Consider the following 19888-nt stretch of genomic DNA (forward strand, 5'->3'; position numbering starts at 1 on the left):
ATTGTTGGGGAAGTCTTGGTAATGGGAGGCTGGTTGTTTGCTGTGGTTGCACCTTTATTATTTCCCTAATCCTATCCTATCAATTTTTGTTAACAAATGATCATTAGCTTTGTAGTGAGGAATTCAGCCCTCTTTTTTATGACGACTAAAGTCCTCACTACAAATCGAAATTAAGCTTTTCGCGCTGCTTGCTAGCAAGATTTGCGACGGGTTTCCCTGGTGGCAAAATGCGATATCAAAAGATCGGCAATTTTACCATAAACTCAGCACCGCCCCCAGTTTGAGATTTAATTTTAGGTTGCACTGGAGATTCAACTGTAAGGCGGCCGCCGTGCAATTCTACAATAATTTTATAGCAAACCGACAACTCCAGCCCTGCAAAATTTTTAAAGGATTTAGTATGGCACTGGTCAAATATTCTGGGTTGAATTTCCGGTGGAATTATAGATCCATTGTGGGCGATCGATACAACAATAAATCTGCCTGTATATTCCTCGACAATATCGGTTTTGATTGTAATAATTTGAGCCGAGTTATCAATACTTTTAACTGCATCTATAGCATTGCTGATTAGGCTCGCGAATACCTGGCTCAGTTGACCGGGATAACACAAAATTGGTGGCAGGTTGTGGTACTCCTTGACTACTAATATTTTTTGCTCCAGCCGGCTCGCTAGCAACAGCAAAATATTGTCGATACTTTCATTTAGGTTGGCGTGTTCTTTGTTGGCTTCGTCAGGAAGTGAAAATTTTCGCAAAGCCAGGACTATCTGGCGAATGCCATCGGCTCCTGTTTTCAAAAAATTGAGGATTTGCGGCAACTCTTGGCTGATAAAATCTAAGTCGCAAGTCTCTATTTTTTTGGCAATTCTTGGCACAGGTTCGGGATATTGTTCTCGATAGAGGCGAATTATATGGAGCAAATCTTTGATATAATCGTTGAGGTGAATCAGGCGGCCGTAAATAAAGTTAATCGGGTTATTAATTTGCTGGGCAACTTCGGCGGCTAGTTGACCCACTATTGTAATTTTTTCGCTTTGTACTAAATGCTCTTCGGTGATTCTGAGTTTGGCTAATACTTCTTCCAAAAGTTTGAGTTCTTCTTGAATTTGCCCTTGGAGTTGGGATTGGGAAATTGCGATCGCCAGCGAGTCTGCAATTGCTTCCAAAACTTCCACTTCGTCGGGAGTCGCAAACCGCCGATTTGCACAGGCGAACAGATATCCAAGCCGATGATTCTGAGTTAGTACGGGTACTGCTGCGTAGTGACTATTTGTGAGTTCGATATAGGCGTGTTCCTCAGACGCTGTGGTATCAGGGGCGGCGGTTTTATGTAGCAGTATCGTTTCGCAGCGGTGAAGCCGTGCAGCTAAATCTCCAGAGGGCTCACCTGGAACACCAAAGATTCCCAAACCCGCCGGCAAACCTTCCCGGCAATATTCCCAGCCAAATTCTAAAGTATCTTGTCGGGGGTCGTACCATGCGAAAATTGCTCGATCAAGCTTCAGTAAAGTACCGAGTTCGTCTACTGTAGTTTGGAGGATGCGATCGAGGTGCAAGGAAGCGCGAATGCGGCCGGTCAAGCGGTGGAGAAGGCCTTCTGTGCGACTGCGAATGCAATTTAGGGCAAACAGCTTGAGCGCCACAATTGCTGCCAAAATAGCTGCGGCGGCAAGTACGCCGGCGGCTACTGCTAGTATCTTGAAAGGAAGGAGTTCTTTTTCGAGATTGTCGCGGGGAATTACGAGGGCGATCGACCATTCAGCTTGTTCTAAAGGAAGATAGGCAACATAAACTCTGGCGTCGTTGATTTGAGTCAGCACAATGCCCGTTTTTTGATAAACCATCTCCCGGGCTACATTTGCCAAATTAGCATCTGCGGACTCTAAAAGACTGGGAGCAGAATTGTCGATATTTCCGATTAATCGAGCGTCGGGATGCACAATCGGCACTCCTTGAGAATTGAGAACAAAAGCGTAAGTCCCAGGGCCATATTCCAGATTTCTTACTACTTGGGCAATTCGGTCGATGCTAATGACGCCGTTCATTACTCCGATCGGCTTTTGTGCTGTTTTATCAATAGAATTTGCCGAATTTGACCACACCGGACCCGAAATGGGAACAATACTTTGTCCTTTGAGCGTTCGAGAAATGGTAGGATCTGAAACATAGACTTCCCCAGCCATTGCCTTTTTAAAGTGTTGGCGGTCGCTCACATTAATCAACGCTCTGCCGACTTTTGTGGTGAAATAAGAACCGTCGGGTTCAATTAATGCGAAGTGCTGGAATTCTTGCAGTCGATTTACTTCGGATTTTAAATAAGGCTCTGCCACTGACCAATTCATCGAACGAACGGGAGTAGTGTTGGCGAGGATTTCGATCTCAGCCTTTCTAGTGCCGAGCCAGCGATCGATCTTGTTAGCCCGCTCCCTAACTTCTAACAAAGCATTTCGCTCGCTTTTGGTGATAATCAAGCGGTGAACGCTTTGATAGCTAATACAACCAGTGATGCTAGCTGCCAGAACTGTTCCCCCCAAAATTAAGAGCGCAGTTTGGTACCCAAGATGGTATTCGCCCTTTAATCCCGCTGGCAATAGTCGAGTTAATTTCCACCACTTTACTCTCGCAAAGCTTCCCATGGTTTGACCAATTTGTGAGATTGAAATCCTTAGCTCACCTACGATCTACTCGCCCGCCGGCCAGTAGTCTTAAACTACTAGCATTCAATAATTGCGGGGATTTTTTCATTTTTTCCCGCCGAGCGGCTCCTATCGTTTCCGGTTGCACTCCTTATGATATAAAGGACAGGGCAGTGCCGTTTCCCTACCCAGATTAATTGTAGGGACACGGCGCTACCGTGTCCTGGCGGTGGGTAATATTAATTCTGATGATATCCGATTTGATATCACTTTCTTAAACAGGAATAATATCATACCACATTTTTGACAAATTAAAAACTTTTATCAACTACTTAATTATTTTTTACAGTTGTTAATAATTGATGTTATTTAGGTGATGTGAGCAGTAGACATTTTAGGTTGAGATGTTTGGTGTGTGTCTTAATCAATAGTCCAGACTGTTTTTAGTTCCTACTCTGAAACCATAGCTCTTCCGTTGATAGTTCGATTGCCGAATTGCCTTGAAACCCTTATTATGCGGTTGTTAACAGTTGACAGTTGACAGTTGACTTGGGAGTGCGAAGTTTTTAGGCAGGGGATTTAAGCCCCTGCCTAAAAACAATCCACCTAAAGGTGGGGGCTTAAATCCCCTGTGCTTTGGCAATCAAAAACTGTCCGCAGTATTGCTTAGGAGCGCGAATTAAATAACTTACAATTTTAATTGTTATTGTGGGATGGGCGTTTCGCCAGTCCAAAAAGGACGGGCGGGACGCCCATCCCACAAACTTGTGGAAGTTATTTAATTCTCATTCCTTAGTAACGAAATATTAAAAATTTTCCCTTCATTATTAATGAAGGAAAAATTTGTTAAATCTTTAATTTACATCTCAATAATCAAAACTATTTTCGGTGCATCCGCTGGCTGAGGCACTGCTAAATTGCCCCAGTTGCGGGATTTGTTTAAAGAACCTTGTGAGTGTGTTCGTGCTGTTTCACATTGTCTTCAGTGCGAATGACGCGCTCGGAGTTGAGCACTCTTTTGCGTTCTAAGGAATAAGTAAAGTCGTTGCGAACTGTTCCCAAGGGAATGTGAACTTGGGCTTGGGGGCGAATTTTGTAAGTGCGGGCTGCGGCGATCGCCCGAAAGCCAAATTCTTCGCTAAACTGAGCTGATGTCGGGAATTCTGGCAACATTTTGGGTGTTTCGCCGTCGAGCACTGCTCCCAAAGTCGTCCCGCAAATCATTAAATAAGATGTGGGAATTCCCTTCAAAATTGCTTCCAAAGCTGCTGAGGGAATAGCTTCGATTACTTGCACTTCAAAAACTTCGCCTTCTTCTTTGATGAAGCAGGTAGCTACACCGACTGCTATGTAGTCGTCGGTGCAGAGATCAGGAGCGTTGGGATAAACTGTTGCAGTCGTCATAAGAAAAGCTTGGTAGTGTGGAAACCGGGAACGAGAAATTATATCATTTCCGGTTACACCGGAATGATGTTGACTGTTGACTGTTGACTGTTCACGGCGTCAACAGTCAACTCGAATTTACTATTCCGATGCTAACGGATTTGATATTAAGCGATTTGAGATTTGAGATTTTAGATTTATCGCACGGTTTTTTTCGGGGATTTTACGTGAAAAATCTCAAACCGTCTGTTCTAAACCTAAAATTTTTTGGTTAAGCTCCAAGGAGCCGATCGCACGAGTGTGTCGATCGTACCACATCAAGGTAGATGCCGGATGATTCGGCAAGGATTCCCCGCCGCCACGACGTTTGCGGGAATATCTTTGACAACAACACTGCCTGCGCCGATCGTGCTATTGTCGCCAATAGTGACTCCTGGACAAATAATACTGCCGCCACCAATCCAAACATTATTGCCAATATTAATTTCAGCGGCGAGTTCTCGGCCAGAAAGTCTAATTTCCGGGTCTGTGGGGTGAAGAGCGGTGTAAATTTGTACGTTGGGCCCACACAGCAAATTCTCGCCAATGTTAACTCGATTGCAGTCGAGAATCACGCAGCCAAAATTCATATACAATCCGTTTCCAGCATAAATATTGCTGCCATAGTCGCAGTAGAAAGGCGGCTCGATTTCAACTTTTTGCCCAACTGCACCGAACAATTCTGCGAGAATTTCTAACCGTTTCTCTGGCTCGTCTTCGCGGGTAGAATTGTAGGTTCTGGCGAGGCGGCGGGCTCGCTGGCGCTCTAAAATTAATTGCTCATCAGCAGCTAAATACAATTCGCCTGCGAGCATTTTTTGTTTTTCGGTTTTTTCCACAGTTTTTTCCACGGTAAGAATCAGCGGTTGAAACCGCTACTTCACCAACGAACTTCCTCTCTAAGAGACTGAAGAATAATGTAGGGTGCGTAAGGGCGCACCTTACCGCTATAATTAGCGCGTCAGATCATTTTTTGATGTTGCAGCATACATTTAGGGTTGAGGTTTTGACTGCAAACAAACAGCTAAATCCAGATAGGCTAATTGCTCAAAAGCTCGATCGATAGATCCTTTTCCCCGCAAAAAACCAGTATTTGCACCGGGACAAATATACTGTAAAGTTTCCGGCGAAAATCGATCGATAATTGACTTCACGCTGTTAATTTGCCGGGGCCAGTGAAAAGTTTTTGCCGTCCACAGCGGTACTGGGGCTGCTTCTCGGTTGGGGAGCAAGTGCCTACCCGAAAACAGCACTCCACCGCTGCCACTATCATAAAGGCAAGAGGAACCAGGAGAATGGCCAGGAGTCCAAAATGCTTTGATTCTATCGCTCACAACAAATTCTCGCTCAAAAACCGTCACCTTCAAACCCGGCAGTAAATAAGCTTCCTGTTCTTGAATCAGGATCTCGCACCCCGTGGCTTCCTGAATCTCCCGCGCCTTGGCGATAGCGCCACGGTGGCTGAGAAACAGCAGTCGCACGCCGCCGTGTTCCCGCAAAAATGTTTGGTTAATCTCATCCCAAGCGGGACAATCCACCAGGATGTTAGTTTGGTTTTCTACAATGAAATAGGCTGTTGCACCCAGAGTTTCCCGGTTAGGCGGGAAAGCAAGGATATTGTCGAGCACGGGCCTGGGTTGTTTGGAGACTAAACTCTGTTGTTTCAAGGAAGTATTTCAGAAGGGAATGGGATAAATATTATGTTCTTTTTACTATGGTTGTTCGTATTGGGGCTGATATCGTACTACTTGTTGCAGAACGGCACCAGCCGCATCACCAGGACTCCGATATGGCTGCTGTGGCTGGTAATGATGGCGCCCGCGCTGATTTGGGGTGGTTGGATTTTAGTTTACGGTAGCAGCAAAACTGTACCGCCGGAGTTGGTAATTATACCTTTTCTGGTTTGCCCTTTTTTGTATTGGTTTTTGGTACAGTTGGGGCGCCAGAAAATTACCGCCGAAACTGCTGAGCAGGTAGCAGGCTCGGAGACTGAATCTGTAAAGCCAAAACCGCCAGTGCGCCCGATCAATGCAGCAGAAGAAGCGAGTTTGCGCGATTGTTTTCCTTGGTCAATTTACTTTTTGCGAGATTTGGAATTTCGGCCGCAGGCTGTAATTTGTCGCGGACAGTTGCGGACGAACCCGGAGGCTGCTTATCAGGCAATTCGGGAGAATGTGGAGAGGCTTTTTGGCGATCGCTTTTTAGTAGTATTTCAAAACAGCTTGAGCGGTCAACCTTTTTTTGCTATAGTTCCCAATCCCAGCCACCAATCAGGGGAAACTCCTGTCAAAACCGAATCTGTAACCCGGCCATTTTTCGCATTAGCTTTGCTGCTGATCACGGTTTTTACGACTACGCTTGTCGGGGCGCGACTTGCCGGAGTTACTGAACAAGCTTTGCAGTCCAACCCGTCAATATTGTTGCAGGGTTTGCCTTACTCGCTGGCTCTAATTACATTTTTAGGAATTCACGAATCCGGCCACTATTTAGCTGCCCGGTTTTACCAAATTCGCACGACTTTGCCTTATTTTATTCCGATTCCTTTTTTCTTGGGAACTTTTGGCGCCTTCATTCAAATACGGAGCCCAATTCCCAACCGCCGAGCTTTATTTGATGTTAGCATTGCCGGGCCGCTTGCGGGTTTAGTTGCGACACTGCCGTTGTTGATTTGGGGTTTGAATCATTCGACTATTATACCGCTGTCTGAAAAGTCGGGAATGTTAAATTTTGACTCTTTCAAACCCAGTTTTTCGCTGCTGATGACTTTGTTGAGCAAGTTAACCTTGGGTGGTGCTTTAAATGCGGAAACTGCGATCGATTTGCATCCGGTAGCGGTGGCGGGTTATTTGGGTTTGATCGTGACGGCGTTTAATTTGATGCCGGTGGGACAACTCGACGGCGGGCACATCGTGCACGCGATGTTCGGCCAGCGAGCGAGTATGGCGATCGGGCAAGTTGCTAGACTTTGTATGCTGCTGCTTTCTTTTTTGGAACAGGGTTTACTGCTGTGGGCGATTATTTTGTTTTTGACGCCACTAAACGACGAACCGGCGTTGAATGATGTCAGTGAATTGGATAATCGGCGGGATTTTTTGGGGTTGCTGGCGATCGGGCTTTTGTTAATGATTTTGTTGCCGGCGCCCAGGGTTCTCCTTGAGTGGTTAAATGTTTAGCCTGAAGAAGGGGAAGGGGAAGGGGAAAGAGGAAGAAGGAAAAGGTTCATAAATCCTAGGGACTTTAGCATTTATTGACCCGCTCTTTCTAGACGCGATCGGGACGAGCGCGGCAAAATACATATTGTAAAAAATTCATAATTAATATTGACATTGAGACCAGAGATGTGTGATTTTCACCTGCCAAGGGATATATTCACCCACTGCAAGTGCTGCCATAAGTGCGATCGGCAAGTGCGATCGGCTAGATTTGCTAGCTAGTAGCTAGGTAAATTGGGAACTCGATTCAAGGGAATTGGCATTCCAAATTTAATTAAACAGTCCTGGACGCAAAGCCTCTACATATAGCGTTTTGTAGGGGCAATCCCCCCGCGGTTGTATTCATAGGATTGTTGCGTCCAGGACGATGGAATTTACCCTAATCCCCTCGTCTTTGGTATAATCTGCGGGTTCATTTAATAAAATTCAAATCTAGCTATGAATATTTTTGTAGTTTCTTCACGGGCTTTATGGTCAACTGTATTCTGGGACACAGTTTTTGAATTAGAAAATATTGTTGTACGAACCTGCAACGCACAACTTTTGGTACCATCTGCCCGCGATGTAACCCAGTGGTCATCCACACTTTATCCGCTAGCCGATCGAATAGTCCGTAAAGCTGTTAAGTCTACTACAGGTCTATATAATTTACCACTTTTACCTCCATTGTCGGACAAACCCAATGTTTTACTGATGATTGGGATATGCGGAGCCGATCTAGAACTACTCTCAAGTATACCTAAGTGGAGGGAGCGTTTTGATGTTGTCATCGCTTATATTTTCGATTCTTGGGAACCGGAAATTTATTCAAAAAACGTCACTCATTTAGATCATTTATTCGTGGCAGTTCCAGAAATTATAGATGAACTGAAAAAACGTTTTGCTATACCAGTATCGCTGCTCCCTTTTGCTGCTGATGTTCTCACTCAGGGTTCGGGTCAACTCAAGCGTTCAATAGATTTAACAAGCTTCGGGCGGATACCCTCACAGTATGACACTGTGTTTAGCAATAAATTCAATCAACCTGGTTCGGAACAAATTTACTATAAATCTACGCCCAGAACAGCAGAGCGATTTCCGAAATTGCCTTACGAAATGCGTAGAGACGAGCCAGATACTCGCCTGCTATTTCACATTCTCAGACATACCAAACTCACCTTGGCTTTTGACCCACTCTATCCTGGTATGCGTCGGTTTCCTTACTCGTTTATTACACTGCGTTGGTTTTATGCTACTGCGACTGGCAGTGCGGTAGTTGGGAAGCGTCCAACTACACCTCTAATGGATGAGTTGATGAATTGGAAAGATGCGACTATTGAGTTGCCCGATGACCCGCAAAAAAGTGTTGAATTGATTAATGAACTTTTACAGGACGAGGTGAGGCTTAATTCTATATACAAACGCAACTATGTTGAGAGTTTAGCCCGTCACGATTGGAGGCATCGGATTCAAAGTATGCTGGAAGCTGTGAAAATTCCCCTACCGCAGGGACTGCTGGAAGAATTGTCACAGATAAAGATGATTCATGAAAAAATGTTCAGCCGATTTTAGATTTGGGATTTGGGATTTGGGATTTGGGATTGGAGAATTACTCCTCTCCTGAGTCTGCGAAGGAATGAATCTGGGGGAACCGGGACTAAATTGCTGGATTGCCATGCCAGATCTGATTGTAGACAAATAAAAGTGATAGATTTGAAGGGGATTACGATCGACTTTGCCGTCGATTTATTCACCGCGCTAATTGGCAATACTCGGTTCGCGGTTTCCAGCGGAACGGAGTAGAGATGACTTAGTTTTTTCTATTGTTAAAAGCAACTTAATCATTTGAAAACCCAGCCAGTCTTTATACGGAATTTTACATCGATTCGTATTGATAAACAAGAAGTCACAGGTATCCATGTCAGGGAACAGGTATGAAAAGGGGATGCAGATAAAACCCAATCTTTTTAACCTGTTGGTAATTTTGTTAACTTCCTCAGTGCTAATAGAACCTGGCATAAAATCGTGAAACTCTATAGTGATCTGCTTAACATTGCAGAGCGTGGCATCCCTAGTTGAGTTAAAAACGGCTTCTTCAGCACCTTCAATATCTATCTTCAACAAATCAACTAACTCGATTCTCTGGTTGTTCAGAAAAGTTTCTAAAGTGATACCATCCACTGATATCTCTCCCTGAAGGCCGTAGACACTAGCAGCTTCCTGACTAATACTGTTACATTCTCGATTATCGGAAGTATATATTTTTAATGGCTCATTTCGGTCTGATATAGCATAATTAAACTTTTTAACTAAGCCATTTTCTGGTAGCTGAGAATACACAGAAGTAACAGCTTCTATGGCGTAACAGGTACAATTGAATTCGCGAGTTATCGCTTCGCTAAATTGACCGAAATTGGCGCCTAAATCGATCACTAAAGAGTCAGAGTCGAGGATTTTAGAATAAATAGTATGAGTTTTGAGATTGCTCAATCCTGAATGCTTTTGCCAGAAATCGATAGATTTCACTAATAAATTATAAAGTGTCATGAGTGGCGAAATAAAGTATGGTTAATACCAACATTCAAAACCATGTGTCCCGACTTAGTGAGGAAAATTAATTAATTGTAACAATACTTTGGTAGGATATACTCTGGCAGCTAAAACCCACAACTTCAAATCGACATGAGCCAGCATTCAGACCGCATTGCCCCTCACGGCGGCATCCTGGTCAACCGCATTGCCACACTAGACCAAAGACAAGAATTTTTCGACAAAGCAGAGTCCCTGCCGCGAGTCCAGCTTTCGGATCGATCGATCTCAGACCTGCAAATGATCGCCATCGGCGCCCTGAGTCCCCTCAAAGGGTTCATGAACGAAGCTGATTATCGATCGGTCGTTAAACAAATGCGCCTCTCCAACGGCCTTCCCTGGTCGGTTCCCATCACCCTCTCGGTAACAGAAGAAGTCGCCGCCCCCCTGAAAGCAGGAACTTTAGTGCGCCTCGACACCCCGGCGGGCGAATTTGTCGGGCTCTTGGAACTTGCAGAAAAATACCACTACAGCAAAGAAGAAGAAGCCCTCAACGTCTACCGCACCGACGACCTCAAACACCCGGGCGTCCAAGTAGTAGACAAATCCGGACCCGTTAACCTCGCAGGCGATGTTTGGCTGCTGGAACGCGAACTAGATGTCCGCTTTCCCCAATACCAAATTGACCCGGCGAAATCGAGAATGCTGTTCACAGAAAAAGGATGGAAAACCATAGTCGGTTTCCAAACCCGAAACCCCATCCACCGGGCCCACGAATACATCCAAAAATGCGCCTTAGAAACAGTAGACGGCTTGTTTCTGCACCCGCTAGTCGGGACGACAAAAGATGACGACATCCCGGCTGACGTGCGGATGCGCTGCTACGAAATTCTGCTAGAAAAATACTATCCAAAAGATCGCGTAATTTTGGCAATTAATCCGGCGGCGATGCGCTACGCCGGGCCGCGAGAAGCAATTTTTCATGCTTTAATTCGCAAAAACTACGGCTGCACTCACTTTATCGTGGGGCGCGATCACGCTGGAGTTGGCGATTATTACGGCACTTACGATGCCCAATATATTTTTGACGAATTTGAGCCGGGAGAATTGGGAATTGTGCCGATGAAATTCGAGCACGCTTTCTATTGCAAACTGACGGAACAAATGGCTACAACTAAAACAAGTCCCAGCACTCCCGAACAACGGGTGCATTTGTCGGGAACCAAGGTACGGGAAATGCTGCGCGCTGGTAAATTGCCGCCGCCGCAGTTTTCCCGGCCGGAAGTCGCGGCAGAATTAGCCAAGGCAATGAATATTTTCAATTACGAGATTTAAATCTTGAACATTGGTGGGGGCGACATTCTGGAGAGTTTTGAATTTTGAGTTTTGAGTTTTAAATGGAAAATTTTCAACTTAAAGCTCAAAAGTTAAAACTTAAAAACTCCCTTAATACGAAAGACTCACAATCTAATTAATTCCCCTAAAATTATTGAGGGGAATTTAACTTAAAATTCAAAACTTAAAATTCAAAGCTATTTAAAAATGGGACTCAAGCGGCGGGAATTTTTACAGCAAGCTGGCCGGGTGCTGGCCGCCATCGGAATCAGCGAGGCCATCTGGCTGCCGTTGGGCGATCGCTACCTCCAAGCCTTAGCGCAGCCGACAGCCAGGAAATTGGCTTTGTTGGTGGGCGTTGACAAATATCCAGACTCGCCCCTGCACGGCTGCGTCACGGATGTGGAATTGCAGCGGGAACTGCTGATATATCGGTTTGGGTTTGTGCCGTCGGACATTCTGACTTTGACTGACGCTCAAGCTACCAGGGAGAATATCGAGACGGCTTTTGTCACTCACTTGACTCAACAAGCAAAACCCGGTGACGTGGTAGTTTTTCACTTTAGCGGCTGCGGTAGTCGAGTCAGCTTTGGTGAGTCTCCCGGAAAAATCCAAAACAGTTTGGTGCCGGCGGATGATGTTTTGCCGTTGTTAGCAAACCGGGCGGTGAACGATATTTTAGAGGAAACGCTGTTGCTGCTGATGCGATCGCTCGCGACAGAAAATGCGATCGCCATCCTCGACACCAGCTACCACTATCGGGGTTTCCCCACAAATGGCAACTTTCGCATTCGCTCCCGCCCCCGCCCCACCATCGGGCAGCCAAGCCTGGGAGAATTAACGTTTGCCGCAGGCCTTAAATCCAGCCAAAATCTCCGTCCTGCGGCCACCGTACTTGCCGCGGGTGCGGATTCCCAACTCGCCGCCGAACAAGAGTGGAACGGATTTACCGCCGGTTTGTTTACCTACGCCCTCACCCAAACTTTGTGGTTGGCAACTCCCGCTAGCAGCTTCAGCGTCAATTTCAGTCGCGCCGCGGGTAATGTCGAGCAAATCGCGGGGTTATCGCAGCAACCGCAAATTCTCAATCACAATTTAACAACCGCGCCGGCGGTGAATTTTTCAAATTTAATGTTGAATTCCCCTGCATCTGACGGCGCTGTAACGGCGGTGGAAGAGGGGGGCAAAACTGTGCAGTTGTGGCTGGGCGGTTTGTCGCCGGGGGTTTTGGAGTGCTGCGGGGGTTCTGTGTTTGCTGTGGATTCCTCCGAGGGCGCGAGGCTTTTGCTGCGGGGACGCACGGGCCTCTCTGCTAAAGCCCAAGTTGTAGATGGGTCTGCTTCAACAAACGGCGAATTAACAGCCGGCGAATTGGTGAGGGAAGAAATTCGGGTATTGCCGCGAAACATCGGTTTGACAGTAGCTTTGGACTCAGGTTTGGAACGCATCGAGCGCGTGGACGCCACCAGTGCTTTCGCGACTGTGCCACAAGTTTCGGCGGTAGGCAGCGAGCAATTGGCTGACTGTCGGTTTGGCAGAGTCCCGGAAACGACTAAAGTCGAAACCGTCTCGCCTCACGAGCCTGCTTTGTATCAAAGCCGTTACGGTTTGTTTTCTTTGGCTCAAATACTGATTCCCGATACTGAGGGCGACGGGGGAGAAGCAGTCAAGGTGGCTGTGCAGCGCTTGACTCCGCAGTTGAAAGCGCTGCAGGCTGGGAAGTTGCTGCGGCTGACTGTCAATGAGGGGTCTTCGCGCCTGAAGGTGCGGGCGGTTCTGGCAACTCTGGCACCGCAAGCGCGGGCTGTGGCGCAGCGAGAGCCGGTGCGAGCCGGCGGTGATTATCGGCTGGAACCGTTGAGCGGGGAAAGTGAGAAATCAGCCAATGCTCATATACTAAGTCTGGGCAAAAGCAGCCGAATCCAGTGTAGATTGTATAACGACAGCGATCGCCCGGTTTATTTTGCGGTGTTTTGCACGGACAGCGCGGGACGGCTGTCCGTGCTCGGCGCTGAGGGCAAAGATTCTTCTGTGGGGGGGATGTCGCGGGCGATCGCTCCTGGGGAGAATTTGACCGTGCCGGCGGCTGAGGCGATCAGGTGGGCGGTATCGGGACCGATCGGACTTGCAGAAACTTTCATTATATTTAGTGAGAGTCCCTTCGCTCAAACTCTAGCTGCAATAGAAGCCGAAATGCAGCAAACGAGGGATGCCCTGCCAATTCGAGTGCTATTGAATCCTTTAAATGTGGCGCGGGCGGTACTCGAAGATTTGCACGCGGCTAGCATTCCGGGGGTGCAGAAATTGGGGATTTCCACTGATGATTTGGCTTTGGATGTGAATGTTTGGGCAACTCTGAGTTTTGTTTATCGGGTGGTTTAATTTCGGAATGGGGACTTGGGAATGTTTTCTACAACATACCTCTTGCAAAAGTCTTTTTAATAGACTTGCATTGCATCAGTCTTTGATTGATACAGAAACCGCAGATGTCAGGCAGATAAACACAGATAAACGCAGATAATTGAAGGCATTGAGAGCTTGGGAATGCCAGAGGTACAATCAAATTTTCACAGCGGGCGGGACACCCACAAGAAAAAATAATTTTTGTGGGATGTTGGATAGTCCGTCTTAGTTATTTTTGCAATTTTGTCTAACCTATAATCTGAATCTATCCGAGTACGAAATCGATATTCATTTCCCAATCCGGAAATGCTAGAGGCGAAACTTTTTGACTGCGCCAAAACTTTTGGATTAAGCTGTAACCGTTGGGTGTCCGCTGGCGGTAGACTTCTAAGCATTGTGCTTCTAAATCTACTAGCCAAACTTCTTGAATGAGCGATCGAGCGTAAATCAGAACTTTCACTTCTCGATCGTAATCCACCGTACTATCAGATACCTCTATCAACAGCAAAACTTCTGACGGTGTAGGATGTGCCGTTGAATAGTAATCTGCACGGGGTTGCAGCAATACTACATCAGGTTGAGGTTCGGTGCGATCGCTCAACTGGATGGGGTTTTGCACATCCAGAAAAGCCCGGTTAGTGGGAATTTCGCTGAACATTCCAATGAATCGTCTCACACAGGAAGCATGACGAGTTCCAATTGCTGCCTTTTGGATCAGTTCTCCTTCTATCAGTTCTACCCGATCGCCCTCAGAAAGAATACCCGCTTTGGTCATTAAATGATATTCTTCTACGCTCAACAACCTTTTGAGTAATTGCACTGCCATAACCCACCGCGCTGCTAATTATTTTTAAAATTGTAGTCGATCGGCAAAGGCAGAAGTTATGTTCATCGGCCCTGGGTAATTGGTAACTTGTAAGTTGTCGTGCATTTAATTTGTATACTTATTTTCATTGAAACTATTGTGGGGCGCTGCTCCTAGCCCGCCCCAAAGTTAAGTTTAAATGCACAACAGCTTACTACCCTTCAACTGTCAACTGTCAACTGTCAACTGTCAACTGTCAACTGTCAACTGTCAACTGTCAACTGTCAACTGTCAACTGACTTATAAAGCTTTTCTACCATTTGAGCCAAGCGTTTCATAGCAGTTTCAATCTCATCATTTGTTGCAGTCAAACTGATGCGTAAACACTCATGTTTGTGCTGCCAATCTTCCCGCAAACCGGGGAAGAAAGAACTTCCTGGCACGACAATGACTCCAACTTTCTTCAACTCTTGATACAGTTCCCAATCAGTCATTGGCAAATCTTTCAGCCACAACCACGCGAAAATTGCTCCTTCGCCCCGGTGCAAAAACCACGGCAAATCTTTCGGCATTGCTTGTTCTAGGGTGGTTTCTACGATCGCAAATTTGCTTTGATAGTATGGCCGAATTACGTTAATCGAAATATCGGCAAGAGCGCCGGAAGCAATGGCACGAGTTGCGATCGCCTGTCCGTATCTTGGCGAATGAATGCACATATTGGTCTGAAAACATTCTAATATTTGAATGATTTTTTCATCGCCGATCGCAATTCCGATTCTTTCACCCGGTAATCCGGCTTTCGACAAACTCATACAGTGCACGATATTGCCCCCAAAAATCGGCGTCATTTCGGTAAAATTCAAGGAGGGGAAGGGAGGGCCGTAGGCGGAATCAACGAACACCGGCGCGTCAAAAGCGGCCGCTAAATCGGCAATTTTCTTAACTTCGTCGTCGCTGAGAACGTTGCCGGTGGGGTTGCAGGGACGGGAAAAAATGACGCAACCGGTGGTTTGGTCGATCGACAATTGGCTGAAATCCGGGCGGTATTTGAACCTGTGAGCACTCGCATCAATATCGAGGGTGGGTTTGCAGGCGACTACCGCTTCGGGAATCAAGCTAACGCCGCCGTAACCCGTGTAGTCTGGGCTCAGCGGTAGGACGATCTTTTTAAGGCTACCCCCCCTAGCCCCCCCTTGGTAAGGGGGGGATTGATTAGCCGTTGCCCCCCCTTGGTAAGGGGGGGATGGGGGGGGTGCGGTGTAGCCGCCGAAAGCGTTGGCTGCGTAGAAATAGATCGATTGACTGCCGGGGGTAATTAGGATATTGCGATCGGTCAAATTCAGTCCGTAACGCTGGTTAAAATCCGTCAATACCGCATCGATAAACGGCTGATAACCCTGACTGGAACCGTAGCGACAAACCACCTCGCCGTATTCCGGGCTCGCCAAAAGTTCCGCAGTGCAGTCGCGCCACAACTGCTCGACTTCCGGCAAAATCACTGGATTTCCCGCGCTCAAATTAATAAACTCTTGCCCGCTGCCGGCTCTGAGAGTTTCAATAATATCTTTCATAATTGCCCGAACTCCCGTGAGGTGGGACATTTGAGCGCCAAATTGAGTAAGGGCAGGGTTCATGGTAAATGCAGCGACAAAGATAGAAGTTTAGTTTATCTATAATAACTCCAGTCGCAGGCGTTAGCGTAGCTTGTCTGGGGTATGGGTTGTCGATCGAGCATCTGATTAATGCAATAAACTCGATCGCACAGCATTTTGTTTTTCCCCTGTGCACCGGATCATCAGATTCTCGGCATTTGTGGAGTCCTATCGATCGAACTGTTTTTTTGCCTGAAAATTAGAGAACGGGGCAGCACTATCCAATTCAATAGTTTTGGTAAGATTTCACGCCGCCGCGCCACATGAATTGCCGATACTTGACAGCAACCATTGGCAGAATCTAAGATTAGCACTATATCCCGATCGCAACAGAATTTTATGGGCTCCTGTTACTGCTATAATTGCAGGTTTAATCCAGCCTCAAGAATCAGATTTGTTGCTAGCTCATCTTCATGATTCGCGGTTTGCTGACAGCGGTGCATTTAATCATCAATCCAACTAAAGCCCAGATACCTCGTAACCTCGCCCTTTCAGTGGGGTTACATCACAAATACGTACATCCAAAGGCAAATTAACAGCCGTAAATTTTAACAAAACAATGACATACTTTCCGCTTACAGAATACGAGCAACTTACAGATCCTAAAGCCAAAGCAGTGTACGAAGAAATCTTGACAGACTTGGGGTTTGGCATCGTCCCCAACCTGTTCAAGTCAATGGCAATCAACCCTGACCTATTAGAAGCAAATTGGAAAAAATTCCGGGGAACAATCCTGCAAGGAGACTTACCCCGCACGCTGAAAGAAATGGTCGGCGTCGCTATTTCCCAATCAAATAATAGCGAGTACGCTCTCCAAGTTCACCTGCACGGATTGTCAGCCTTGGGGATGAGCGAAGAACTACTGCGAACTCTAGTTTCTGACTTTGCCAACTGCCCTTTGCCAAAACGTGATAAAGCCGTAATTACCTTTGGCTTGCTGGCTGCTACAAAACCCCTGGAAATGACAGAAGCCGATTACCAAAACCTGCGGGATTTAGGACTTGATGATTCAGAAATCTTTGAGATTATTGCGACAGCAGACTTGTTTAGCTTTGTCAACCGATATACCGATTCAATTGCCCTCGAAATTGATGCTTTGTAATCTATATCTCATACCCATATTATGGGCGAGCGGCTAGAAGATCAAGATCGAGAAGAACTTCTGTTGACAGCCCGCCGTTTGTTAGCAGAAGCTCAAGCGCTTTCCATCCGCATTTCCGCCGTCAACGAAGTTGCCACTGCCATTAACCGCACCCTCGATCTCAATCAGATTTTGCGGGTAGTAGGCAAGCAAGCCAAATGGCTGCTCGACTTTGAACACTGTAGCGTTTGCCTGCACAGCACTAACGCTTGCACGACCTTATTTGGCAAGCATATCCCTGTAGATATTGCTGCCCTACCAGAGGGCGGCCCTATTAACAAGGCTTTCACAACACGTCAACCTCAATTAATTCAAGAAGCGGGTGCTACTACTATTTTGTCTCCCTACGCTTCGCAAATTATCATTCCTTTGGAAAGCGAGGGTAAGGTTTTAGGAACAATTAATTTTGCCACAACTAAGCCGCGAGCTTACACTCAAGAAGATATGCGGATTGGCTATCTTTTGGCTTTGCAACTATCCTCAGCCATCCGCAACGCCGAACGCTTTAAAGAGATAAATAGGCTGTATTCCGATCTCGATGCCGAAAAGCACAAATCTGACCAGCTACTGTTCAACGTGCTCCCGCTTGAAATTGCCGAGGAACTCAAAAATAACGGCAAAGTGGAACCAGTTTATTATGATTGCGTATCAGTTTTATTTACTGACTTTCAAGGCTTTACTGAGTTATCTGAAAAAATGACGCCGCGAGAGTTGGTTGACGAACTAGACTATTGTTTTTCTTATTTCGATCGCGTTATGGATAAATACTATATGGAAAAGTTGAAAACTATTGGCGACAGCTATATGTGTGCGGCGGGAATTCCTGTCCCTAGGGCAACACACGCCCTTGACGCTGTACTTGGGGCTCTAGAAATTCAACAGTTCCTGGAGCTGCGAAAAATGCAGAAAGCTCAACAAAAAATCCCTTATTGGGATTTCCGCATCGGTATTCATTCAGGCCCAATACTTGCTGGGGTAATTGGCAATAAGAAGTTTGCCTATGATGTCTGGGGAGATACAGTTAATACTGCATCTCGGATGGAATCTTCCGGCGTACCTGGAAGTATCAATATCTCTCACGCAACGTTTGAATTAGTTAGAGATTTTTGTGAATGCGAATACCGAGGAAAAATTCATGCTAAAAATAAGGGTGAATTGGATATGTATTTGGTTCGTAATCTTAAATAAATTGGGGAATGGGGAATGGGGAATGGCTAACCGAGCCGTTATACCATTTTAGATTTTAGATTTTAGATTGGGGAATTACTGATTACTAAGCTGAGGCGCATCTAAATTTGACAATCAAATTCGAGCAAATTCTTGTGGGGTGGGCGTCCCGCCCGCCCAAAAATACAATTTAGATGCGTAGCAGCTTACCACGGTTTGGATCACTGGCTTACAGTTGCACTTTTTTTAACCGGTGTTAGATATTGAAATTCAACTCAACTATGAACGGAGAATATATCGCTTGAAGTTTTTTCTCAGGCGATCGGTATTGTTTCGCAGTGTCCCCAAGCTATATTAAAATGATCGAGTTGTAGATTTTGATTTTTAATTATTTATGCGTATTTGGCAAGCAGATTTTTACCGCCGCCCTCTCCAAGACGAAACTGGTAAACCACTCTGGGAACTCTTAATTTGCGAATCGGAAGGCAGCTTTCCATTTAGCGCTGTTTGCCGTCAGTCGGAAGCAAATTCTAATTGGCTAGCTTCGCAGTTGCAGCAGCAAGCTCAAACCCAAAATTTGCCCGACTTGATTGAAGTATTTAGGCCTCAGTCTCTGAGCTTAATCCAAGCTGCGGGCAAAGTTTTGGGTGTCAAGGTGGAAGCGACTCGGCGCACTACGGCTCTGAAATTGCTGCTGCAACAACGCGCCAAAGAATATTTGAGTATGCCTAATTATACGGGTGAAACTTATAGCGCGATCGCCCTCGACTCGCCGCCGCCCGTGCCCTTACCCGAAAACCTCTGGGGCGATGGCTGGCGTTTTGCTTCCCTACCCGCCGGCGACATTGAAGATGCTTTTCAAGGGCGTCCCCTGCCAATTTTGGAAATGCCAGAATTGCTGTTACCGCTGAATTTGGGCTTGGCTTCAACAGTACCCGTACCAGGAGTGGTGATTGACGGCGGACGCCAGTCTATGCGCTTGGCTAGATGGCTTCAGGATGCCAAACCTTTTGCTTTGAATTATATTGCTGGAGCTCCCGACGGATTGATATTGGAAGCTGGGTTAGTAGATAGGTGGGTTGTGGCTACTTTTGAAGATAGCGAGGTGAAAGCCGCGGCCCAAATTTACCAACAGCGTAAGCAATTAAGTAAAGGATTACATTTTTTGTTAGTCCAGCCAGATGATAGTGGCATGACTTATACAGGCTTTTGGCTGTTGAATTTTGATCGATAATAAGATGTAAATAATATTATTTGTGATGTCGAGGGTTCGCGCGCCTAAAAATAGTAAAACACCGCCCGAACTCAGTTCCCGCCGATACATACTCAAGCACAAATTTTAAAACAGCTTCTTGAGCTAACAAGAGATAGTGCGACCCATTTATTCTACAACTAAAATCAAGCCGTTTTGGATGCCCTGACAAACTCGGTTAATGTGACACTGGTCTTTTTCGTTCAGACCTTTCTGGGCTAGCATTGCTGATTTCAGTAGCCGTCTGTCAAGGGGGGTAATTTGACGAAAAGCAAAGATGCGCTGGACGATCGCCTCGATCGAGATTTTGGGGAGGTTAGCAGAGCTGACTGTCATGGTCTTAACACGCTAAA

16 protein-coding genes are annotated in these 19888 nt (G+C 46.2%); 8 read left to right on the forward strand and 8 right to left on the reverse strand.

Translation table 11 applies throughout. The features are described 5' to 3' along the window. Nucleotides 1-235: 235 nt before the first annotated feature. The 4 genes from QUA44_RS10195 to QUA44_RS10210 form a co-directional block, all read right to left on the reverse strand. On the reverse strand, nucleotides 236-2536 hold the full coding sequence (locus tag QUA44_RS10195) for a cache domain-containing protein (RefSeq protein ID WP_333250169.1): 2301 nt from the start codon (nucleotides 2534-2536) through the stop codon (nucleotides 236-238). A 1041-nt stretch (nucleotides 2537-3577) separates the two neighbouring features. Next, entirely contained in the window at nucleotides 3578-4042 is a 465-nt protein-coding gene (locus tag QUA44_RS10200; protein ID WP_333250168.1) for a hypothetical protein, read from the reverse strand. 296 nt (nucleotides 4043-4338) lie between these two features. Beyond that, nucleotides 4339-4899 carry a sugar O-acetyltransferase gene (locus QUA44_RS10205; RefSeq protein WP_333250166.1) on the reverse strand — a complete coding sequence of 187 codons (561 nt, stop codon included), beginning with the start codon at nucleotides 4897-4899 and terminating at the stop codon, nucleotides 4339-4341. A gap of 153 nt (nucleotides 4900-5052) precedes the next feature. Beyond that, on the reverse strand, nucleotides 5053-5727 hold the full coding sequence (locus QUA44_RS10210) for an MBL fold metallo-hydrolase (protein WP_333250164.1): 675 nt from the start codon (nucleotides 5725-5727) through the stop codon (nucleotides 5053-5055). A 33-nt stretch (nucleotides 5728-5760) separates the two neighbouring features. On the opposite strand from QUA44_RS10210, the gene QUA44_RS10215 reads away from it, so the two are divergent. Together QUA44_RS10215 and QUA44_RS10220 are read left to right on the forward strand one after the other, a co-directional pair. Then, nucleotides 5761-7233, forward strand: a complete 1473-nt coding sequence (locus QUA44_RS10215) for a site-2 protease family protein (protein ID WP_333250162.1) — start codon at nucleotides 5761-5763, stop codon at nucleotides 7231-7233. Nucleotides 7234-7710: 477 nt separating this feature from the next. Then, nucleotides 7711-8823 (forward strand): glycosyltransferase, encoded by a 1113-nt coding sequence (locus QUA44_RS10220; protein ID WP_333250161.1) that lies wholly within the window; start codon nucleotides 7711-7713, stop codon nucleotides 8821-8823. 186 nt (nucleotides 8824-9009) lie between these two features. On the opposite strand, the gene QUA44_RS10225 is transcribed toward QUA44_RS10220, so the two are convergent. Beyond that, a complete protein-coding gene (locus QUA44_RS10225) occupies nucleotides 9010-9798 on the reverse strand; it encodes an FkbM family methyltransferase (protein ID WP_333309660.1) in 789 nt (262 codons plus the stop codon). 135 nt (nucleotides 9799-9933) lie between these two features. Here QUA44_RS10225 and sat point away from each other — a divergent pair, with 135 nt between their 5' ends. After that, a complete protein-coding gene (gene sat, locus QUA44_RS10230) occupies nucleotides 9934-11115 on the forward strand; it encodes a sulfate adenylyltransferase (protein WP_333250157.1) in 1182 nt (393 codons plus the stop codon). 207 nt (nucleotides 11116-11322) lie between these two features. After that, entirely contained in the window at nucleotides 11323-13497 is a 2175-nt protein-coding gene (locus tag QUA44_RS10235; protein WP_333250155.1) for a caspase family protein, read from the forward strand. A gap of 286 nt (nucleotides 13498-13783) precedes the next feature. On the opposite strand, the gene QUA44_RS10240 is transcribed toward QUA44_RS10235, so the two are convergent. Together QUA44_RS10240 and QUA44_RS10245 are read right to left on the reverse strand one after the other, a co-directional pair. Further along, nucleotides 13784-14344 (reverse strand): Uma2 family endonuclease, encoded by a 561-nt coding sequence (locus QUA44_RS10240; protein WP_333250153.1) that lies wholly within the window; start codon nucleotides 14342-14344, stop codon nucleotides 13784-13786. Between the two features lie 263 nt (nucleotides 14345-14607). Beyond that, a complete protein-coding gene (locus QUA44_RS10245; protein ID WP_333250151.1) occupies nucleotides 14608-15957 on the reverse strand; it encodes a valine--pyruvate transaminase in 1350 nt (449 codons plus the stop codon). Nucleotides 15958-16210: 253 nt separating this feature from the next. Between QUA44_RS10245 and QUA44_RS10250 the strand changes: the two genes are divergently transcribed. The 4 genes from QUA44_RS10250 to QUA44_RS10265 all read left to right on the forward strand — a co-directional run bounded on the left by QUA44_RS10250 (nucleotide 16211) and on the right by QUA44_RS10265 (nucleotide 19517). Next, entirely contained in the window at nucleotides 16211-16438 is a 228-nt protein-coding gene (locus QUA44_RS10250) for a hypothetical protein (RefSeq protein WP_333250149.1), read from the forward strand. A 96-nt stretch (nucleotides 16439-16534) separates the two neighbouring features. Further along, nucleotides 16535-17077, forward strand: coding sequence for a peroxidase-related enzyme (locus QUA44_RS10255; protein ID WP_333250147.1), 543 nt, complete (start codon nucleotides 16535-16537; stop codon nucleotides 17075-17077). A gap of 21 nt (nucleotides 17078-17098) precedes the next feature. Then, nucleotides 17099-18304, forward strand: a complete 1206-nt coding sequence (locus QUA44_RS10260) for an adenylate/guanylate cyclase domain-containing protein (RefSeq protein WP_333250145.1) — start codon at nucleotides 17099-17101, stop codon at nucleotides 18302-18304. A 373-nt stretch (nucleotides 18305-18677) separates the two neighbouring features. After that, complete coding sequence (locus tag QUA44_RS10265; protein ID WP_333250143.1) at nucleotides 18678-19517, forward strand: Tab2/Atab2 family RNA-binding protein; 840 nt, start codon at nucleotides 18678-18680, stop codon at nucleotides 19515-19517. Between the two features lie 147 nt (nucleotides 19518-19664). On the opposite strand, the gene QUA44_RS10270 is transcribed toward QUA44_RS10265, so the two are convergent. Continuing rightward, nucleotides 19665-19871 (reverse strand): hypothetical protein, encoded by a 207-nt coding sequence (locus QUA44_RS10270; protein WP_333069727.1) that lies wholly within the window; start codon nucleotides 19869-19871, stop codon nucleotides 19665-19667. Between the last annotated feature and the right edge of the window lie 17 nt (nucleotides 19872-19888).

The organism is Microcoleus sp. N9_A2, from assembly GCF_036701775.1.
Lineage (GTDB): Bacteria > Cyanobacteriota > Cyanobacteriia > Cyanobacteriales > Microcoleaceae > Microcoleus.

What these genes read in the sequence shown, in the direction of transcription:
- QUA44_RS10200 (WP_333250168.1), bottom strand. Translation starts at nt 4,042, where the DNA reads ATGACGACTGCAACAGTTTATCCCAACGCTCCTGATCTCTGCACCGAC.
- QUA44_RS10215 (WP_333250162.1), top strand. Translation starts at nt 5,761, where the DNA reads ATGTTCTTTTTACTATGGTTGTTCGTATTGGGGCTGATATCGTACTAC.
- QUA44_RS10220 (WP_333250161.1), top strand. Translation starts at nt 7,711, where the DNA reads ATGAATATTTTTGTAGTTTCTTCACGGGCTTTATGGTCAACTGTATTC.
- QUA44_RS10225 (WP_333309660.1), bottom strand. Translation starts at nt 9,798, where the DNA reads ATGACACTTTATAATTTATTAGTGAAATCTATCGATTTCTGGCAAAAG.
- sat (WP_333250157.1), top strand. Translation starts at nt 9,934, where the DNA reads ATGAGCCAGCATTCAGACCGCATTGCCCCTCACGGCGGCATCCTGGTC.
- QUA44_RS10235 (WP_333250155.1), top strand. Translation starts at nt 11,323, where the DNA reads ATGGGACTCAAGCGGCGGGAATTTTTACAGCAAGCTGGCCGGGTGCTG.
- QUA44_RS10240 (WP_333250153.1), bottom strand. Translation starts at nt 14,344, where the DNA reads ATGGCAGTGCAATTACTCAAAAGGTTGTTGAGCGTAGAAGAATATCAT.
- QUA44_RS10245 (WP_333250151.1), bottom strand. Translation starts at nt 15,957, where the DNA reads ATGAACCCTGCCCTTACTCAATTTGGCGCTCAAATGTCCCACCTCACG.
- QUA44_RS10255 (WP_333250147.1), top strand. Translation starts at nt 16,535, where the DNA reads ATGACATACTTTCCGCTTACAGAATACGAGCAACTTACAGATCCTAAA.
- QUA44_RS10260 (WP_333250145.1), top strand. Translation starts at nt 17,099, where the DNA reads ATGGGCGAGCGGCTAGAAGATCAAGATCGAGAAGAACTTCTGTTGACA.
- QUA44_RS10265 (WP_333250143.1), top strand. Translation starts at nt 18,678, where the DNA reads ATGCGTATTTGGCAAGCAGATTTTTACCGCCGCCCTCTCCAAGACGAA.
- QUA44_RS10270 (WP_333069727.1), bottom strand. Translation starts at nt 19,871, where the DNA reads ATGACAGTCAGCTCTGCTAACCTCCCCAAAATCTCGATCGAGGCGATC.